Raw genomic sequence first — 17,460 nt, 5'->3', positions numbered from 1 at the left:
GATCAAAAGCAAAAGCAAGAGCAAGAGCAAGAGCAAGAGCAAGAGCAAGAGCAAGAGCAAGAGCAAGAGCAAGAGCAAGAGCAAGAGCAAGATCGGGATGGGCGTGTTGATCTTGAATTTGAAGTTTCGTTGCGCTCAGTGGTTGCTGCCTCGTAATTGATTATTACAGTGAGGCTTATAAATGGCATGTATATGAAGCGCCCTTTGTAGGAGCGGGCTTGTCCCGCGATGGAGTGCGAAGCGCTCCCTCATCGCCATCCAGGTAGCACGGCATTATAGTTTCTAAGGTTACCGCTGCCTTGCAGTAAACATGTTCCCGAATCTACCCGCGCTGCTCAAACTCGCGCCTAGGCCTTCAGACGCAAGCACCGGCCGGCGGATTGTAAGCAGCGAATGCCAACGCCACCCCATTTTGCTGTTGCTCAAGGCGACGCTGCGCCTTAGACTGCCGCCCCTTGTTGAAGAGTGCCGACTGGCGCTTGAAAAAATTCCGCTGCCGATGCCTAGGCGTCGGCGGCAAACGAATCGCCTAAATGCACCTATTTTCATAGAGAAATCGATGACCAAGGAACAGTTGCTGGCCATGCCGGCCGATGACTACATGAATGCTGAACAGCTGAGCTTCTTCACTCAGCTGCTACAAGCAATGAAAGTCGAGACCCATGAACGCATCGAGCTGAGCCGTGCCACCATCGAAGGCCTGGATACCCCCTCGGATCCTGCCGATGTAGCATCGGTCGAAGAAGAGCGTAGCTGGCTGGTGAATGCCATCGATCGCGATCAGCGCCTGCTTCCCCAACTGGAGATGGCGCTGGACCGTATCGCCGACGAGAGCTTCGGCTGGTGCGACGACAGCGGTGAACCGATCGGTCTCAAGCGTTTGCTGATCAGCCCAACCACCAAATACTGCATCGAAGCACAAGAGCGCCACGAGCAGCTTGATCGCCATCAGCGTCAGGCCTGAGCCGCTCAGGTTGCCAAGCCCCATGGAGCGATTCGTGGGGCTTTTTGCATTTCAGGCATCAAACCGCAACGCCCGATGCAATTCGCCTGGAGCAGTTGCGCAGTAACCGGCAAGCCTGTTAAAACATGGCGTCTCTCTAGGATTTCACTGTTTTCGGATATCCCGCCGATGATAGTGTGTGAGCCGCCATCAGGCTCCAAGGTCATGCACCCATCCGGAATCGCATTTTCATGGGCATGCAATGTCAGACGTTACGCCGGCAGCGCTTGGGCATGGCCCAAGGGTATGTAAGCGACAACAACGCCGGCCGTTAGAGTAAAAAATCCTGCACGCTGCATCGTCAGCGGGCACAGACATGTCGCCCAGCGTTTTATTAATCTCATTGCCTATCGATTTGAAATGGCCGTGCTTCGCGAGCTCCTGCGAGGGCGGGTTGTAAACGGTTGAGGATTACTTCATTGGCAGTCAGCACTCTTGATACACACGCGTTGTTCGCCCTTGGCGATTTGCGCGGGAAACTGGCCCAGTTGTTCCAGGGTCGATTCGTCTATGTCACCGAGCAAAACCCCGAAGGCCTCTACATGGCCGAGATCGACACGGAAAGTGCGCTGGTGGTCGACGACAAGCAGCGCCTTGAATTGAAAGTCGGCGATCATTTTCGTGCCGCTGTGCTGCCCAGCCGCGAAGGCGGCAAGCTGGAAATGCGCTTTCGCGATATCAAGCTCAATGTGTATGGGATAGGCGACTACGCGTTCGTATCGGTCCCGGAAGGCGAGGGGGTCGTACTGCGTGAAGGCCATGGCGTGATGCTGGTGTTTGCCGCCGAGCAGCAAATTCAGGAAGGGCTCGGCAAGCTATTGAAAGCCGTAACCGGCAAGGTTGCTAAATGGCGCAAGGGTGAGCTGACGACGTTCAAGGCAAGCGAGTGACGCTGCCAGAACAAGCGCCTGGATCACGGGAACGCTATCACCTTGAGCACCAGGCGCGCGCCATGGCCGAGGCGCAGCGGCTGCTCGCAGCCCGTGAAGCGATGCGCGGGCGATGGTTGGATTGGGTAGCTGCCCAATTGTATACCCAAGGCCCGCCTCATTACGTCGCCATGGTCAGACGCGCACTGCAGCAGTTGAGTGAGCAACCAGGCTAACTGCGGTCAATTGCCACGGTCCAGACCGCTGCTGACCTCCTCGGGTACCGGCTCTTTGGCCTGACGCTTGCGAAACAGCCCGGCGCGCGCCAGTAACAACGTAGTCACGGGCACCGTGATCGACAGCAGCACGGGAATCAGCCACGCGTGCAGCACCAATGACTCTTTCAGCCATGAAAAGTAGATGATCGAGCCAAGCGCGACGCACCAGGCCCCGATGGTCGAGGCCAGCGCTGGGGGGTGCATGCGTTGGAAATAGTCTTTCAGGCGCAGCAGGCCAATTGCACCGATCAGTGCGAAAAGGCTGCCAGCTACCAGCAGTATGGCTGTGATCATTTCAAGCCAGAACGGCAGATTGAGTGCCTCGGTCATTCGATCACCTCACCACGCAGCAGGAACTTGGCCAAGGCGAAGGAGCCAACGAAGCCGAACAATGCAATGAGCAAGGCCCCTTCGAAATAGGTGTCACTGGCATACCTGATGCCCAGTACCAGCATGGTCAGCATTGCCAGAATGTACAGGTAATCCAGGGCCAGAACCCTGTCCTGCGCAGAAGGGCCTCGGAATAGCCGAAGCAGGGTAAGGCACATAGCCAGCGCAAAGATGAACAAGCTGGCGAGAACAGCGTTGGCGAGCAGTCCACTCATTGAAAGATCTCCATCAAGGGACGTTCGTAGACTTCCTTGAAATGCTGGATGAATGCCGCTTCATCATCCAGATCGAATACGTGCAGCAGTAGCACGCTACGGTCCAGGGCCAGTTCCGACCAGATGGTTCCAGGGATCACCGTCGTGATCATGGACAGCGCCGCAAGCCCATGGGGCTCGCGCAGATCCAGGGGAATGTGGACGAAGCCTGAGCGAGGCGGTCGCCTTCCAGCACCCAGAACGCCGCGAGCGACCTGCAGGTTGGACAGGATGACGTCCACCCCAACCCGGCCGATCAGCTTGACGATGACCCAGGGCCGTCGGACGTGGGCATGCTGCGGCCGTAATGGCGCCATCAGCAGCGGAGCCAGTGTCCCCAACACAGCGGCCAGGATGAGGTTACCCGGACTCAGCGAAAGGTTGAGCAACAGCCACAGGCCGAACAGGCATGCCGATAGCAGGGGGGCAGGAAAGAGTCGGCTCATGGCTGCACCTGAACGTCGAGCGAGGTGGGGCCAGGTTTCGGCTGCGCCGCCATGACTGCATCGATATAGGCATCTGGCGCCTGAAGGCTGGCGGCGGTGTCGAGGCTATAACGCAGCAGCGGCTCGGCCTTGAAGCTGAGCAGCATGCACAGGCCCAGCAATATCACGATCGGAAGGCATTCGAAACGCCTGAGCACCGGAGAGGGCCGCTCTTCGGGTTTCCAGAAACGTTGAATGCCGACGCGTCCGAAAGCGATCAGCGATGCCATTCCCGACAAGACCAGCAAGGCCACAAGGCCCCAGCCAGCGGCGCCCAGTGTGTATGGGCTCGGAACCCCCAGACCGTTGGGGTTGAACAGGGCACTGATCAAGTTGAGCTTGGCAACGAAGCCTGAAAGCGGTGGCATGCCGATGATCAGCAGCGCGCAAGCGATGAAGCTCAAGCCCAGAAATGCCATGGTCCATGGAATGACCTGCCCGATGACGGCTTTCTGATTGTCATCGAGGTTGATGCCTTTTGGGGGGTGAAGCGATTCCAGCAAGGCCGGCATGGCGTCTTCTTCCTCGTCCAATGGCAACTCATTGGCAGACCGCGAGCGCTCGATGAGTTCGGCCAGAAGGAACAAGGCGCACAAGGCCAGGGTAGAATTCACCAAGTAGAACAGCGCTGCTCCGGTCAACGCCAATTGTGAGAAGCCCACCGCCCCCAACAAGGTCCCAGCCGATACCAGAATACTCAACGCCGCCATGCGTTCCAGGCGCTGCGCTGCCAGGATCGACACCGCCGCCATGGCCAGGGTCGCCAGGCCTCCGTAAACCAGCCAATCCCCGCCGAAGTGGGCCGATGCCCCCGCTTGCCCGGAGAACAGCAACGTCCATACCCGCAGCACGGCATACAGCCCTACCTTGGTCATGATCGCAAAGAGTGCAGCCACTGGCGCGCTGGCAGACGCATAGGCTGGGACGAGCCAGAAGTTCAAGGGCCAGATGCCTGCTTTGACCAGAAACGCCATGGCGAGGATCGCTGCGCCTGCATGCAGCAAGCCGCGGTCGGCCTCGGGTACGAGCGGAATCTTCAGGGCCAGGTCCGCAAGGCTCAATGTACCCGTCACGCCATACAGCATTGCCGCGCCAATCAGGAACAACGACGACGCGAAAAGGTTGACGGCGATGTAATGCAAGCCGGCCCGCACGCGTGCGCGGCCGGACCCGTGCAGCAGAAGACCGTATGAAGCTGCCAGCAGCACTTCGAAGAACACGAACAGGTTGAACAGGTCTGCCGTCAGGAATGCGCCGTACAGCCCCATCAGCTGGATCTGGAACAGCGCATGAAAACTTGCACCGGCGCCATCCCAGCGTGCCCGTGCGAACAGCAGGGCGCTTAGCCCGATGACGCCGGTCAGGGTCAGCATCAGCGCCGACAGGTGGTCTAATACCAGCACGATGCCGAACGGGGCTGGCCAGTTGCCCGGCAGGTAGACGCCGATCGATTCTGCCTGGCCCTGGGTACGCACCCAGAGCAGCAGGCTGACGGCGATGCCAAGACCGGCGAAGGTCGACAGCAGGTTCAGCCGTGCCTTGATCAATCGATGCTTTTCGCCCAGCAGCAACATGACTGCCGCTGTAATCAACGGCAGCAGGATAGGGGCAACGATCAGTTGGCTCATGCCGCTCATTCCTCACGCTCCTGGCCATCTACGTGGTCGGTGCCGGTCAGGCCGCGCGATGCCAGCAGCACCACGAGGAACAGGGCGGTCATGGCGAAGCTGATGACGATTGCCGTGAGTACCAGGGCCTGTGGCAGCGGATCGGTGTAGTGCAACAGGTCCTGGGTCACGCCTTCCTTGATGATGGGCTCCTTGCCGATGAACAGGCTGCCCATGCTGAAGATGAAAAGGTTGACCCCATAGGAAAGCAGGCACAAGCCCATGATCACCTGATAGGTGCGCGGGCGTAGCACCAACCAGACCCCGGAGGCGGCAAGCACGCCAATGGCCACTGCGATCACTTCTTCCATCAGGCGGCTCCTGCTTTACGGGTCTTGCCTGGACTGGCCGGGCGATAGGCACGTACCGACTGGTGGGCCAGGGCCGTGAGTATCAAAAGGGTCGAGCCGACGACCACGGTGAACACACCGACGTCGAAGAACAATGCGCTTGCCAGATGGATGTCTCCGAGCAGAGGAAGGTGCAGGTGCGCCGTATGGGTGGTCAGGAACGGGTAGCCGAACACGATGGCGCCGCCACCGGTCAAGGTTGCGCAGAGCAGGCCGGTGCCCATCCAGCGCAAGGGCCGCAGGCGCATCTGCGCTTCTACCCACTGGGTGCCTGCGACCATGTATTGCAGGATGAACGCCACCGAAGTCACCAACCCGGCGACGAAGCCGCCGCCTGGCTGATTGTGACCACGCATGAACAGGTACATCGACACCAGCAGCGCGATTGGCAGCAACAGGCGCACCAGTACAGCGGGCACCATCATGAAGCCCAGTGCGGTATCGGCAGCGTGGCGCGGGTTGATCAGGTCGGTGACGACATCTGGTGCCAACTGGCGCTGCTGGGTCGGCAATTGCATGCTTTCCTTGGGTGGGCGGAAGCGACGCAGAAGCGCGAAAACCGTCAACCCCACCGCGACCAGCACGGTGATTTCGCCCAGGGTATCGAAGCCGCGGAAATCCACCAGCATCACATTGACCACATTGGTACCACCACCTTGTGGCAGCGCGCGGCTCAAGTAGAACGATGAGATGTCATTGGGCGTAGGGCGGGTGAGCATGGCGTAGGACAGCACGGCCATCCCTGCGCCAACCAACACCGCCAGTAGCAGGTCGCGCAAGCGACGCACGCGGGCGCGGTCGAACCTGCCGGGCAGAGGCGACACACCTTCGATACGACGTGGAAGCCAACGCAGACCAAGAAGGATCAGGACAGTGGTCACCACTTCGACGACCAACTGGGTCAGGGCCAGATCAGGCGCGGAGAACCACACAAAGGTGATACAGGTCATCAAGCCGCACACACTGACCATGGTCAGGGCCGCCAGACGGTGGTACTTGGCTTGGTACGCCGCACCGATCGCACAGGCAATGGCGATCACCCAGAGTGCGACGAATACCCCTGACCCCGGGATCTTGGGCCGTTCGCCCCAGGTAAGGCCACTGTAAAGCATGGGTGTCAGGCCGGCGAGGAAGGCGGCTACCACCAGCATGAACAGCTGCGCCTGCAGGCGCCGGCTGGTAAGCAGGTGCTCGATGCGCCGCGCCATCAGCATCAGCTGCACCTGGCCGTACTCAAACAGGCGTTTGCCGTCGAATCGGCCCATCACGGGAGGGCAGGGGAAGCGGCCCCGTCGCAGTTGCTTGCGCAACAGCAGGTACAGAACCACGCCGCCACTCATGGCCACAAGGCTCATGATCAAAGGCGCATTCCAGCCGTGCCAGATGGCCAGGCTGTACTCGGGTAGCGTACCCCCTACCACCGGCAGTGCCGCAGCGGCCAGCAACGGGCCTACGGACTGGGCGGGGAAAATGCCGACCACCAGGCATGTCAGCACCAGCAGCTCGACCGGCGCGCGCATCCAGCGCGGGGGTTCGTGTGGCGTATGCGGCAGGTCTTGGGCGGTGGGCCCGAAGAACACATCGACCGTGAAGCGCAGCGCGTAGGCCACGCTGAAAGTGCCGGCCAGGGTGGCGATCACCGGAAGCATGGCTTCGACCCAGGCGCTGGAAGTGATGAACACGGTTTCGGCGAAGAACATTTCCTTGGACAGGAAGCCGTTCATCAGCGGCACCCCCGCCATGGAGGCGCTGGCGACCATGGCCAGGGTGGCTGTGTAGGGAACCAGCCGGACCAGGCCGCTCAGGCGCCGGATGTCACGCGTACCACTTTCGTGGTCGATGATGCCAGCGGCCATGAACAACGACGCCTTGAAGGTTGCATGGTTGAGAATGTGGAAGACCGCCGCGACGGCGGCCAGCGAGCTGTTCAGGCCCAGCAAGAGCGTGATGAGGCCCAGATGGCTGATGGTCGAGTAGGCCAGGAGGCCTTTGAGGTCATTCTGGAACATCGCTGCAAAAGCACCGAGCAGCAGCGTCAGCGCACCAGCACCCCCGACGATCCAGAACCATTCGTCGGTACCCGACAGCACTGGCCACAGGCGCGCCAGCAAAAATACGCCGGCCTTGACCATGGTTGCCGAATGCAAGTACGCCGACACCGGCGTGGGTGCTGCCATGGCATGCGGTAGCCAGAAATGGAAGGGAAATTGCGCGCTTTTGCTCAGGGCGCCGATCAGGATCAGGGGCAACAGCACTGGGTAAAGCGCATGCTGGCGTATGGTGTCACCTGCAGCCAGGACCTTGTCCAGGTCATAGCTGCCCACCACATGGCCGAGCAGCAGCGCCCCCACCAGCAGGCACAAGCCTCCGGCTCCGGTAACCATCAGCGCCATGTAGGCGCCACGGCGCGCGTCGGCCCGATGATGCCAGTAGCCGATCAAGAGGAAGGAGAAGAGGCTGGTGAGCTCCCAGAAAAACACCAGTTGTAAAAGGTTGCCCGACAGCACCAGCCCCAGCATTGCGCCCATGAATGCAAGGAAAAACGCAAAAAATCGCGGCACCGGGTCCTGTGGCGACATGTAGTAGCGCGCGTACAGAGACACCAACGTACCGATGCCCAGCACCAGCAGTGAGAACAGCCAGGCAAAGCCGTCCATGCGCAGAACGAAGTTGAGCCCGAGGCTGGGCAGCCACAGGAATTCTTCACGGATGACACCGCCATGGGCCACCTGTGGATAGAGAAGTGCTACCTGGACGGTGCCGACCAAGGCCACGAGCCCGGCGAGTATGGACTCGGCGTTACGTGCGTTGTGCGGCAGCGCGGCTGCCAGCAAACTGCCCACGAACGGCAGAAGCAATAGCACTATCAAAGACATAGAGTTCTATTCTGAGAGGTTTTCCAAGGATCATACGTGCCGGACGGGTCATCGACCAACACACAACCTGTCGCAGAATCATACAAAAGGGCTGTGACAGGCTGTTTTTTTATAACAGTTTTTTACAAAGGACAGTCGGACCTTTAGAGACCGGTCTTGAGTTGACGTTCATTCTGTGCAAGTTCGGTATCGGCAGGTTCTGGCCTGCGGCGTACTCGCAACTCGCTGATGACCACGGCGATGACGATCAGCAGGCCGCCCAACAGTGCCAATCCCGGCAGGCGTTCTCCCGCTATCCGTCCGACCAGGCCGGCCCAGACTGGCTCACCGGCGTAGATCAGCGTAGCCCGTGTGGGTGATACCGATTTTTGTGCCCAATTCATCGCCACTTGGATCACCGCGCTCATCAGGCCCAAGCCAATCGCACTGCTCAGCAAAAGCCAGGAGAAGTCGGGTACCGATTCCTGGGTAGGCAGCATCATCATGAATGCCAGCACCGAGGCCGTTGCCAGTTGCACCACGGTAACGCGGCGAACGTCAACGCGCCCGGCAAAGCGACTGATCAGAATGATTTCGCCCGCGATGGCGATGGCGCTGACCAGTGTAACCAGCTCGCCTTCGCTCATGTGCAGGCTACCGGCCTGCGGGCCGGCCAGCAGCATCAGCCCAACGAAAGCCAGGCCGATCCCAAGGCTGGGCATCAGGCCCGGGCGCCGGCCCAGTATCAGCCATTGCAGCAGGGGTACGAAGGGCACGTAAAGCGCCGTGATGAACGCCGACTGGCTGCTGCTGATCGTCTGCAGGCCCATGGTTTGCAAGCCGTAGCCCAACATAATCAACACGCCAATCGACAGGCCTGCCTTGAGTTCGACAAGGGTCAACCCTGGCAAGGCGCGCGCCGAGACCATGCCGACGAACAGGGCGGCCGCGGCGAAGCGCAGACCCACGAAGAACATGGGGCCGCTGACGGCCATCACGTTGTGTACCAGCAGGAAGGTACCGCCCCAAAGCATGGTGATGAACACCAGCACCCACTCGGCTTTGCTGAGACGGAACGTAAGGGTGGGGCGTTGCGGGCGTGACTGATTCATGCGGTTGCAGGCTCGTAGGACAGGGCGCACAATCGGCGCAAAGTGGGCAGTATACTGCGCAACAACTAAGGATGAGCAATATAGTGCACAACGACGCTTCGCATCGCGCTTCGGTGCTGCAACACGTGAGCTTGAACGTTCGCAGTCTGCGTAACGCTGCTGGCATCAGCCAGGCAACCTTGGCCGAGCGGTCAGGTGTGAGTCGTCGCATGCTGGTGGCGATTGAGGTGGGCGAAAAAAATGTCAGCCTAACCACGCTCGACCTCATCGCCGAGGCACTCGGGGTGGCGTTCAGTACATTGATCCAGGCGCCTGACCAGCGTAACCCTGGTCGTATCGAAGAGTTGGCCTGGGCGGGTGAACATCCGCAAAGCCGGGCCATCCTGCTGGCAAGCAGCATGGCCCGTCGTGAAGTCGAGCTGTGGGAATGGACGCTGGCGGTCGGCGAGCACTATCGCAGCGAGGCGGATGCCGAAGGCTGGAGCGAGCAGATCTACGTGGTCGAAGGTGTACTGACGCTGATCATCGAGGGTGTCGAGCACCGACTCGAGCAGGGCCGCTTTCACGTATTCGCCAGCAATTGCCGTTACGCCTATCGCAACGATGGCGCGACGGCAGTGAAGTTCGTGCGCAACGTTGTAATCTGAGGGCCGTACTGGCCGAAAGCCGCTCAGGTGCGACCGGCAGTCTCTTCGAGCAGTGCATCAGTGCTGCGCACCGAGGCATAGGCGAACGCCAGGGCCGCCATCGATGCGTCATGCACCTGTGCAGCAGGTACCCATTTCCCGTTGAACTCCAGGGCCAGGGTGGCGCAGGCATCATGGGCGACCGTGACGACATACCCGAGGTCGGCTGCTGCGCGCACCGCCGCATCGATGCACATGTGGCTCATGCTGCCCACGACGGTCAGCGACTTGATACCCTGGCGTTCGAGCGTCGGCGCAAGATCGGTCGAGAGAAAAGCGTTGACCTTGTGCTTGAGAATCACAGCCTCTCCAGGTAACGGGTGAACACGCGGGTGAATGGCTGCGCCCGAAGAGCCTGGGGCAAAGAAGGGAGCGTCGGCGCTGTCGAACTCGTGGCGTACGTGCACGACGAAGTCTTTCGCATCGCGCGCAGCCTGGAGCAGGCGGGCCGCATTTTCAGCGGCGCGCTCGGCGCCCTCCAGTGGCCACCTTCCGCCTGGGAAATAGTCGTTCTGGATATCGATGATGATCAGTGCATGGGTGCTCATGTTGCCTCCAAGGGCAGTGGTTTTGGCGGTTGCTTAGTTATAGGCTGTCGCGCGATAGGCGTGAATCGGCGCGAAAGACACTATGCGGGGCAAAACTGACATGGCTCGTTTTCTGGAGATTGGCCTGCTTCGCTATCCCGATGCACAAGAGGCAGCGATCCACGGCCTGCAAGACCTGTTCGCCGTGGCTAACCGCATGGCTGACACCTTGGGTGCGGCCCAGGCGCCTCGTGTACGTATCAGCGTATGGCGTGTGGGTGCGGAGGGGGAGCTGCTGGCTGAGCCCCCACTAGGGGATGCCAGTGATGCTCGACTGCGTGTTCTGATCATCCCGCCAAGCCTGCATGCCATTCCCGACGACGCCTGCTTGGTTCGCCATCGTTCGGCTTTGTGCCGATTGCATCAGGAGGGCACCGTACTGGCCTGCGTGTGCATCGGGGTATTCTTCATTGCGGCCTGTGGTCTGCTGGATGGACGCACTGCATGCGCTCACCGCAATCATGTGCAGATACTCGAGGCGCGTTACCCGCACACCAGGGCCGAGGTTCAACAGGCGTTGCTCGATGACGGCGATATCGTCAGCTCCGCTGGCCTGATGGCATGGACCACTTTGGGCCTGTGCCTGGTGCAACGATTTATGGGCAATACCGTTGCAGCCGACACCGCGAACTTCCTGGCAGTAGAACCGGTACCTGACGCTTTGCCCGGTACTCGCCTCAACCCGTTGCTCGATCATGGCGATGAAGCCGTCCTGAAGGTTCAGCACTGGTTACAAGCTACAGGCGCACGCACGGCGGACCTCGCAGCGATGGCGGCGCGCGCCTGCCTGGAACCACGCACGTTCTTGAGGCGGTTTCGCTTGGCCACAGCGTTGCGCCCTACCGAATACTGTCAGCAGATAAGGGTGTGCCGGGCAGCACGTCTGCTGGAGTTCACGCGCAGTACAGTCGACCAGATCGCCTGGGATGTGGGTTATCGGGACCCGGGGGCGTTTCGCAAGGTCTTTCAGCGCGCTACAGGTGTCACCCCCAGTGCGTTTCGGCGGCAGGTGGTGGCACCACAGCCTGGAGGGCAGGTTGAAATGGACAGCGAACCTCTTGACCTCGAGATTGGTTGAGGTTTTAACCTTCCGGGCATTGCGATGTGTATCCCTTGTCAGGAGGTTGTTGATGTCAGGAAGTGTCCCTGCCATCTGGTACACCCAGATGATCGAATATCGGGTCGCCGTCGTCTTTCAGCAGGCATTGGCCCAGGCACTGGTGCTGCGCAGTGAGTCATTGGCAGCAGGCTGTGAAGACCTGCGGGCGGTCAGTGTCCAGGCCAGCGAAGATGGCTGCCGTGTGTTGCAGTCGCTGCAGTGGACCAACCGGGAGGCCAGTGAGGCGGCCATCGAGCAAGTGCTGGACGGGTCGTTTCTGAGCATGCTCCAGCAGTATCATGCCAGCGCCGTGAACTTCACTGCCTTCACGGCGCTGCGGAGTCTGGCTCGCCATCCTGACGGAGCGTTGTACTGCCAGATGGTGTGAGCTTCATGCGTACCAGGGCGCGTAGTGGGGATAGCGGTCCAGGCGAGCACCAATGACCATTTCGCTGATCCATGCCGCCAGCAGTGCGCTGTAGGCCTTCTGGCTTTCTTCGGTGGACAGGCCGTGGTCGGCGCCGTCGACGATCCGGTGGGTGAGCGAGTGGGCACTGCTGAAGGCTGAGCGGTAACTCATCAGCGTGCTGTGGGGTACGTAATCATCGTGCTCGGACTCCACCAGCAGAACATCGCCGCCAAACCCGGCGCAAGCAGCCAGTGCGCGGTTGTCAGATGGCGCCAGGGGGCGACGGCGATAGTCATTGAGCCGTTGTCGGTCCAGGGACTGCTTGGGCGTATTCCACTCCTCGTCCCAGTACATGGCCGGTACCCGCAGGGCCAGCCAGCGGACCGGGCGCATTGATGTCAACAAGGTGGCCAGGTAGCCGCCGTAGCTGCTGCCGATCACGGCGATGGCGTTGGCGTCCACGGTGGGGTGACTGACCAGCCGGTCGTAGGCCGTCAGCAGGTCCTGCAGATTCTGCTCTCGCGTCACTGTCAGACGCTGACTTTGGGTTTTTTCATGGCCACGAAGATCGAAGGTCATGCAGACGCAGCCAAGTCCTGTGATGTGCCGCGCCCTGGCAAGATCGCGTTGCTGGCTACCGCCCCAGCCGTGGACGAACAGGATGCCGGGGATTTTGCTGCCGGGGCTGACCAGGGTCGCGCAGATGGTATCCCCGTTCACCGGCAACTCGATCGTCTCACTCTGAATGGCCAACGTGTCGGAGCTGCGCGTATTTGGTGAGTTGTCCGAGTTCACTGTCATTTCCTTGATAAAAGAGAGTAGCGTGCGCGGGTAGCGCGGGCGTGCCAAACACTTCGTGGGTGCTAGCGCGCACTCGATTGACCAGGCCGTTGGCAGCGAATGCCTGCAGGGCGAGCAATTCGGCGCTGCTGGCACCGCCCATCCGCCAGGATTGCTCCAGCACGCCACTGCGGATCTGACCTTTGGTGTCGGTGCCGCGGGCAATGTCATAATTGCGGCGTGAGGCGATGAAGCCAGGTAAGTGTCGTTCGGCAGCCTGGTCATAAGCCATTGCCTGCTCGATCGCCAGGCGAACGCTGTCTTCCAAGGGCTCGCCCAGCAGAGACGCAAAGCCTCCTCGTACGAAGGTCAGGTCAGAGCCGCCGTACACCCCGATACCTTGGTGATCCTGGGTCAGTTGTTGTGTGCCGTAATAGCTGCACACCAATCCTGCAACCCGTACCTGGCCGACGCTGAACGTCTCGACGTTGTTCAGGTTCTGCTCCAGCACCAGGCCCCAGGTCATGAGTTCTTCGTCATCCACTGAACAGAGCAGGGGTTCGAATTCCTCAAGCGTAGAAAACACCACTTGCCCTCGACCCGCGCATGCGCGCACGGGTTTGAGTCGTGCGGGCCCCTCCACCAAAAGTAGTTGAGCCGCGCGCCGTGCGGTGGCCTTGTCAAACACGGTGTAGCCCTTGAGCAGCGCCTCGCACGCCTGCCGCGCAAATGCTTCAGGCCAATCAGGCTTCGGTGGAGCACCTGGCGGCAGAGGATGCGAAATGGCTTTGGTGGCCATGAAGGGGTGGGCGACGGCACCGCCGAAAAAGTCGGCCTCGCTCTCTATGCCAAGGGCTGTCAGATGGGCCGGGTCAACCAACGGTTGTGTGAGCATGTAGTAATAGGAGGCGTGCGCTTCTGGCGGTCCGTTCAGGTCAACCACGGGGCAACCCAGCAGCTGTGCGAAGCCTTCCGATAGCTTGCGGTAGACGGCGTGCTCGTGATCGGGGGTATGGGGGCGAGTGTCGAGTATCACGACGCCTTGTTTGTGCTGACAGGCATTGGGCATGGCGATCCGCCTTGCAGGGAGACTGTACTGCCTATGAATCCGGGACCTTGGTTAAGTTCAGCATGGCAGGATCGGCGGTACAGTCCGGCGTAGGACCTTTCCCAGAGGCGTGTAGCCCAGCAATTGCTGATTGCAGTACGCGGGTAGCTATTCCATCATCAATTGCTCAGGCATAACCGATGTCGCCACAGAAAAGGGCATGATCGTGCACACCACTCCCCAACAGACCACGGCCCAGCGTCTTGCCGCGATGCGTGCGACCATGGCCGCAGAAGAGCTTGATGCCCTGCTGGTTCCATCGGCCGACCCTCATCTTTCCGAGTATCTGCCAGGGTATTGGCAAGGTCGCCAATGGCTGTCGGGCTTCACCGGTTCGGTTGGCACCCTGATCATCACCCAGCAGTTTGCCGGGCTATGGGTCGATAGCCGCTATTGGGAGCAGGCTGAGCGAGAGCTGGCAGGTAGCGGCATCGAATTGATGAAATTGTCACCCGGGCAGCCGGGCGCGCTGGACTGGTTGGCTGAACAGGTTCAACCACAAGGTTGCGCCGGTGTGGATGGTCGTGCGATGGCCTTGGCTTCGGCGCGCCAATTGCGAGAGCGCCTTGGCCAACGAGGCGCAAGGCTGGTGACTGACCAGGATCTGCTGGGCCGCGTCTGGAGCGACCGGCCGGCGCTACCGTCCAGCCCGGTGTACTCACATCTTGCGCCATACGCGGTGGTGGGCCGTGCGCAGAAGCTGGCACGGGTGCGGCAGGCGATGCAGGCTAAAGGCGCGGACAGTCATTTCATCGCCACCTTGGATGACATTGCCTGGTTGTTCAACTTGCGCGGCAGTGATGTGTCCTACAATCCGGTGTTTCTGGCGTTTGCCCTGATCGATGCGCAGCGTGCGCAGCTTTTCATCGCCTCGGTAAAAGTCGATGAGCCCCTTCGTCAGGCGCTGCGCCAGGATGGCATCGAAGTACGAGACTACAGCGAGGCCGCCCGCGCGCTTGGTCAACTGTCACCTGGAAATCGCTTGTTGGTGGACCCGGCGCGGGTGACGTGCGGATTGCTTGAGCCGCTTGCAGAAGGCGTAGTGCTCGTGGAAGGCCCGAATCCCAGCACCCTGAGCAAGGCGTGCAAGGCTGAGGGCGAGCTTGAGCATGTTCGTCGGGCGATGGAACAGGACGGCGCCGCCTTGTGTGAGTTTTTCGCCTGGTTTGAAGAAGCGCGAGGGAGCCAGGTGGTGACCGAGCTGACCGTCGATGAGCAACTCACTGCGGCGCGCGCCCGGCGGCCGGGCTTCGTCTCACTGAGTTTCTCGACCATTGCGGCGTTCAATGCCAATGGTGCGATGCCCCACTACCGGGCCACCGATCAGTCACACGCGGTGATCGAGGGCGACGGCCTGCTGCTCATCGACTCAGGCGGCCAATACCTCGGTGGGACGACGGATATCACGCGTATGGTCCCCATCGGGCAACCGAGCGATTTGCAGAAGCTCGACTGTACCCGTGTGCTCAAGGGCATGATTGCGCTGTCGCGGGCGACCTTCCCGCGTGGCGTGTTGTCGCCCATGCTTGATGCCATAGCCCGTGCGCCAATCTGGGCCGACCAGGTCGATTACGGCCACGGCACAGGCCATGGCGTGGGCTATTTCCTCAATGTTCATGAAGGGCCCCAGGTGATCGCCTATCTGGCAGCGCCCACGCCCCAGACCGCCATGCAGGAAGGCATGATCAGCTCAATCGAGCCTGGCACCTACCGGCCTGGGCAATGGGGGGTACGTATTGAAAACCTGGTAGCCGCGCGAAGCGTCGGGCGCAGTGCATTCGGTGAATTTCTCGATTTCGAGACGTTGACGCTGTGCCCCATCGATACGCGTTGTCTGTTGTTGGAGCGGCTGACTGAGCAAGAGGTTTGCTGGCTCAATGCGTACCACTCCACGGTGCGAGAGCGATTGGCTCCGCTCCTGGAAGGAAAGGCGCTGGCCTGGCTGCTGTCACGTACCGTGGCAATTTAGTGGATGAGGGCAGCCAACAGGCTGCCCCGGTCATTTGCAAATGACGATCATGCTGCGGCTGGTGTAGCCGGCAGGGTTGATGCCGAATAGATAATCGCCGTCCTCTTCGTCGCTGTCGCCTGAGCGGGCGACGACGCGGTACCCGCGGGTGGTGCAGGCGCTCGCGGCCTTGCTGTAGCAGTTGTCCCATGAAGAAGACAGGCCAGAGCAATTGATATGCAGGCCTTTCTTGCCCCGTTTGACCTCGGTCTTAGCCGTGGCGGCACATCCAGCAATAGCCAAGATGGCCAGGATGAGCAAAATACGTTTCATTCCTGTCCTTAAATGCAGGACGGATCAGCTGGCTGGGTCCGTCGTTTTCGCTCGGGTTCGTCCTGAAGAGTACAGCGTCCCTATTCGACTGCGCTGGGACAGCTTAATCAGCGAGCGGTGACGCCACAACACCCACGCAGCCTCCGATGAAAGTTTTTCCCTGTCAATCCGCAACTATCGCGGGTCCTGTGCCATGGCGCATGGACAGAGTCGTGCCTACGGAGGCCGCGATGATTGCGCCGATGGCGAGCCATTGCGTAAATGACAGCACTTCGCCCAGGAACAGCAGCCCGGACAAGGCGCCGAAGGCAGGCTCGATGCTCATCAGGGTGCCGAAGGTGCGCGCGGGCATGCGCGTGAGCGCAACCATTTCCAGGCTATAGGGAAGGGCGGTAGACAATACCGCCACAGCGATCGCCATGGGGATGACCGCGGGCGTCAGCAGCAGGCTACCGGCATGCACGATGCCAATCGGTGCGATGAACAGTGCTGCGACCAGCACCCCCAGCGCTGCGCTTTGCACGCCATGTTCAGCACCAGCCCGTTGGCCGAAGACTATATAGAGTGCCCAGCACGCCCCCGCGCCGATTGCGTAGCACGCGCCCAGTGGGTCCAGCGCCTCTCCGCCATGGCCTGCGGGCAGCAACATCAGTAGACCGAAAATGGCCAGCGCGATCCAGATGAAGTCGATCGCGCGGCGTGAGGCAAATATTGCCACTGCCAGTGGTCCGGTGAACTCGAGGGCCACCGCGATGCCAATCGGCACCGTCTGCAAGGACATATAGAAGAGGAAATTCATGCCGCCGAGCGCCAAGCCATAGATCACGACGTTGCGCAGGGTGCGAGTATTGAAGCGCGCCCGCCATGGCCTTAAGAGTGCAATCATGATCAGGCTGGCGAAAATCAGGCGCAGTGAGGTCGTGCCTTGTGCGCCAATGAGCGGGAACATGCTTTTGGCGATTGAAGCGCCGGTCTGAATCGATGCCATGGCGATGAGCAGCAGGCCTATTGGGAATAGCACCGAAGCCAGGCTGCGAGGCGGTTTTGTCATGAGGGCGAATTACCTGAGGGTGTTTTTTGCGCACTATAGTGCGCAATGGTGAGAGAGACAGCAACAGCGCGTTAGGCGTTCCCCTGAAATGACATCCGGAGAAGATTAATGCTTGACGCTGAGAAATTAGTGTCTATAATTCGCCCCACTCCAGCGCAGTCGGGCATCAAGTTGACGCGCTGGACGACTGCAAGCC

General features: G+C 60.5%; 19 protein-coding genes. 7 read left to right on the top strand and 12 right to left on the bottom strand.

Annotated features, from left to right (window positions below; translation table 11 throughout):
• Positions 1-559: 559 nt before the first annotated feature.
• From PFU01S_RS21120 to PFU01S_RS21110, 3 genes are all read left to right on the top strand, one after another.
• Complete coding sequence (locus tag PFU01S_RS21120; RefSeq protein ID WP_023534004.1) at positions 560-964, top strand: TraR/DksA family transcriptional regulator; 405 nt, start codon at positions 560-562, stop codon at positions 962-964.
• A gap of 458 nt (positions 965-1,422) precedes the next feature.
• Positions 1,423-1,893 (top strand): hypothetical protein, encoded by a 471-nt coding sequence (locus PFU01S_RS21115; RefSeq protein ID WP_028687297.1) that lies wholly within the window; start codon positions 1,423-1,425, stop codon positions 1,891-1,893.
• A complete protein-coding gene (locus PFU01S_RS21110; protein WP_028687296.1) occupies positions 1,890-2,108 on the top strand; it encodes a hypothetical protein in 219 nt (72 codons plus the stop codon). Before PFU01S_RS21115 ends, PFU01S_RS21110 begins: the two co-directional genes overlap by 4 nt.
• 6 nt (positions 2,109-2,114) lie before the next feature.
• Here PFU01S_RS21110 and PFU01S_RS21105 read toward each other — a convergent pair whose 3' ends face one another.
• From PFU01S_RS21105 to PFU01S_RS21075, 7 genes are all read right to left on the bottom strand, one after another.
• Positions 2,115-2,480: a Na+/H+ antiporter subunit G gene (locus PFU01S_RS21105; RefSeq protein WP_027915744.1), complete on the bottom strand. Its 366-nt coding sequence runs from the start codon at positions 2,478-2,480 to the stop codon at positions 2,115-2,117.
• Entirely contained in the window at positions 2,477-2,755 is a 279-nt protein-coding gene (locus PFU01S_RS21100; RefSeq protein WP_027915743.1) for a K+/H+ antiporter subunit F, read from the bottom strand. Before PFU01S_RS21100 ends, PFU01S_RS21105 begins: the two co-directional genes overlap by 4 nt.
• Positions 2,752-3,240: a Na+/H+ antiporter subunit E gene (locus PFU01S_RS21095; protein WP_028687295.1), complete on the bottom strand. Its 489-nt coding sequence runs from the start codon at positions 3,238-3,240 to the stop codon at positions 2,752-2,754. The genes PFU01S_RS21100 and PFU01S_RS21095 overlap by 4 nt, the downstream gene beginning before the upstream one ends.
• Positions 3,237-4,916 (bottom strand): monovalent cation/H+ antiporter subunit D, encoded by a 1,680-nt coding sequence (locus PFU01S_RS21090; protein WP_028687294.1) that lies wholly within the window; start codon positions 4,914-4,916, stop codon positions 3,237-3,239. The genes PFU01S_RS21095 and PFU01S_RS21090 overlap by 4 nt, the downstream gene beginning before the upstream one ends.
• Positions 4,913-5,257 carry a Na+/H+ antiporter subunit C gene (locus PFU01S_RS21085; protein ID WP_028687293.1) on the bottom strand — a complete coding sequence of 115 codons (345 nt, stop codon included), beginning with the start codon at positions 5,255-5,257 and terminating at the stop codon, positions 4,913-4,915. Before PFU01S_RS21085 ends, PFU01S_RS21090 begins: the two co-directional genes overlap by 4 nt.
• Positions 5,257-8,172 carry a monovalent cation/H+ antiporter subunit A gene (locus PFU01S_RS21080; protein ID WP_027915740.1) on the bottom strand — a complete coding sequence of 972 codons (2,916 nt, stop codon included), beginning with the start codon at positions 8,170-8,172 and terminating at the stop codon, positions 5,257-5,259. The genes PFU01S_RS21085 and PFU01S_RS21080 overlap by 1 nt, the downstream gene beginning before the upstream one ends.
• Before the next feature lie 143 nt (positions 8,173-8,315).
• Positions 8,316-9,263: a DMT family transporter gene (locus PFU01S_RS21075; protein WP_028687292.1), complete on the bottom strand. Its 948-nt coding sequence runs from the start codon at positions 9,261-9,263 to the stop codon at positions 8,316-8,318.
• Positions 9,264-9,346: 83 nt separating this feature from the next.
• Here PFU01S_RS21075 and PFU01S_RS21070 point away from each other — a divergent pair, with 83 nt between their 5' ends.
• Positions 9,347-9,910, top strand: coding sequence for a helix-turn-helix domain-containing protein (locus tag PFU01S_RS21070; protein ID WP_028687291.1), 564 nt, complete (start codon positions 9,347-9,349; stop codon positions 9,908-9,910).
• A gap of 23 nt (positions 9,911-9,933) precedes the next feature.
• On the opposite strand, the gene PFU01S_RS21065 is transcribed toward PFU01S_RS21070, so the two are convergent.
• Positions 9,934-10,497, bottom strand: a complete 564-nt coding sequence (locus PFU01S_RS21065) for a cysteine hydrolase family protein (RefSeq protein ID WP_027915737.1) — start codon at positions 10,495-10,497, stop codon at positions 9,934-9,936.
• 82 nt (positions 10,498-10,579) lie between these two features.
• On the opposite strand from PFU01S_RS21065, the gene PFU01S_RS21060 reads away from it, so the two are divergent.
• Together PFU01S_RS21060 and PFU01S_RS21055 are read left to right on the top strand one after the other, a co-directional pair.
• Positions 10,580-11,614: a GlxA family transcriptional regulator gene (locus PFU01S_RS21060; RefSeq protein WP_028687290.1), complete on the top strand. Its 1,035-nt coding sequence runs from the start codon at positions 10,580-10,582 to the stop codon at positions 11,612-11,614.
• A 52-nt stretch (positions 11,615-11,666) separates the two neighbouring features.
• On the top strand, positions 11,667-12,023 hold the full coding sequence (locus PFU01S_RS21055; RefSeq protein ID WP_027915735.1) for a hypothetical protein: 357 nt from the start codon (positions 11,667-11,669) through the stop codon (positions 12,021-12,023).
• Positions 12,024-12,026: 3 nt separating this feature from the next.
• Here the strand turns inward: PFU01S_RS21055 and PFU01S_RS21050 are convergent, their stop codons facing one another.
• The gene (locus PFU01S_RS21050) at positions 12,027-12,797 is read right to left on the bottom strand and encodes an alpha/beta hydrolase family protein (RefSeq protein WP_027915734.1); all 771 of its coding nucleotides are present in this window, start codon (positions 12,795-12,797) and stop codon (positions 12,027-12,029) included.
• Positions 12,781-13,899, bottom strand: coding sequence for a DUF3182 family protein (locus PFU01S_RS21045; protein ID WP_028687289.1), 1,119 nt, complete (start codon positions 13,897-13,899; stop codon positions 12,781-12,783). Before PFU01S_RS21045 ends, PFU01S_RS21050 begins: the two co-directional genes overlap by 17 nt.
• A 193-nt stretch (positions 13,900-14,092) precedes the next feature.
• Here PFU01S_RS21045 and PFU01S_RS21040 point away from each other — a divergent pair, with 193 nt between their 5' ends.
• Positions 14,093-15,901 carry an aminopeptidase P family protein gene (locus PFU01S_RS21040; protein ID WP_028687288.1) on the top strand — a complete coding sequence of 603 codons (1,809 nt, stop codon included), beginning with the start codon at positions 14,093-14,095 and terminating at the stop codon, positions 15,899-15,901.
• A 30-nt stretch (positions 15,902-15,931) separates the two neighbouring features.
• Here the strand turns inward: PFU01S_RS21040 and PFU01S_RS21035 are convergent, their stop codons facing one another.
• The gene (locus PFU01S_RS21035) at positions 15,932-16,213 is read right to left on the bottom strand and encodes a hypothetical protein (RefSeq protein ID WP_023534016.1); all 282 of its coding nucleotides are present in this window, start codon (positions 16,211-16,213) and stop codon (positions 15,932-15,934) included.
• A 163-nt stretch (positions 16,214-16,376) separates the two neighbouring features.
• Positions 16,377-17,264, bottom strand: coding sequence for a threonine/homoserine exporter RhtA (rhtA, locus tag PFU01S_RS21030; protein WP_028687287.1), 888 nt, complete (start codon positions 17,262-17,264; stop codon positions 16,377-16,379).
• Positions 17,265-17,460: the final 196 nt, after the last annotated feature.

It is taken from the genome of Pseudomonas fulva NBRC 16637 = DSM 17717, assembly GCF_000730565.1.
Classification (GTDB): Bacteria; Pseudomonadota; Gammaproteobacteria; order Pseudomonadales; family Pseudomonadaceae; genus Aquipseudomonas; species Aquipseudomonas fulva.
Note: the sequence above shows the minus strand (reverse complement) of the source record. Positions and strands in the feature narration are given on the sequence as shown.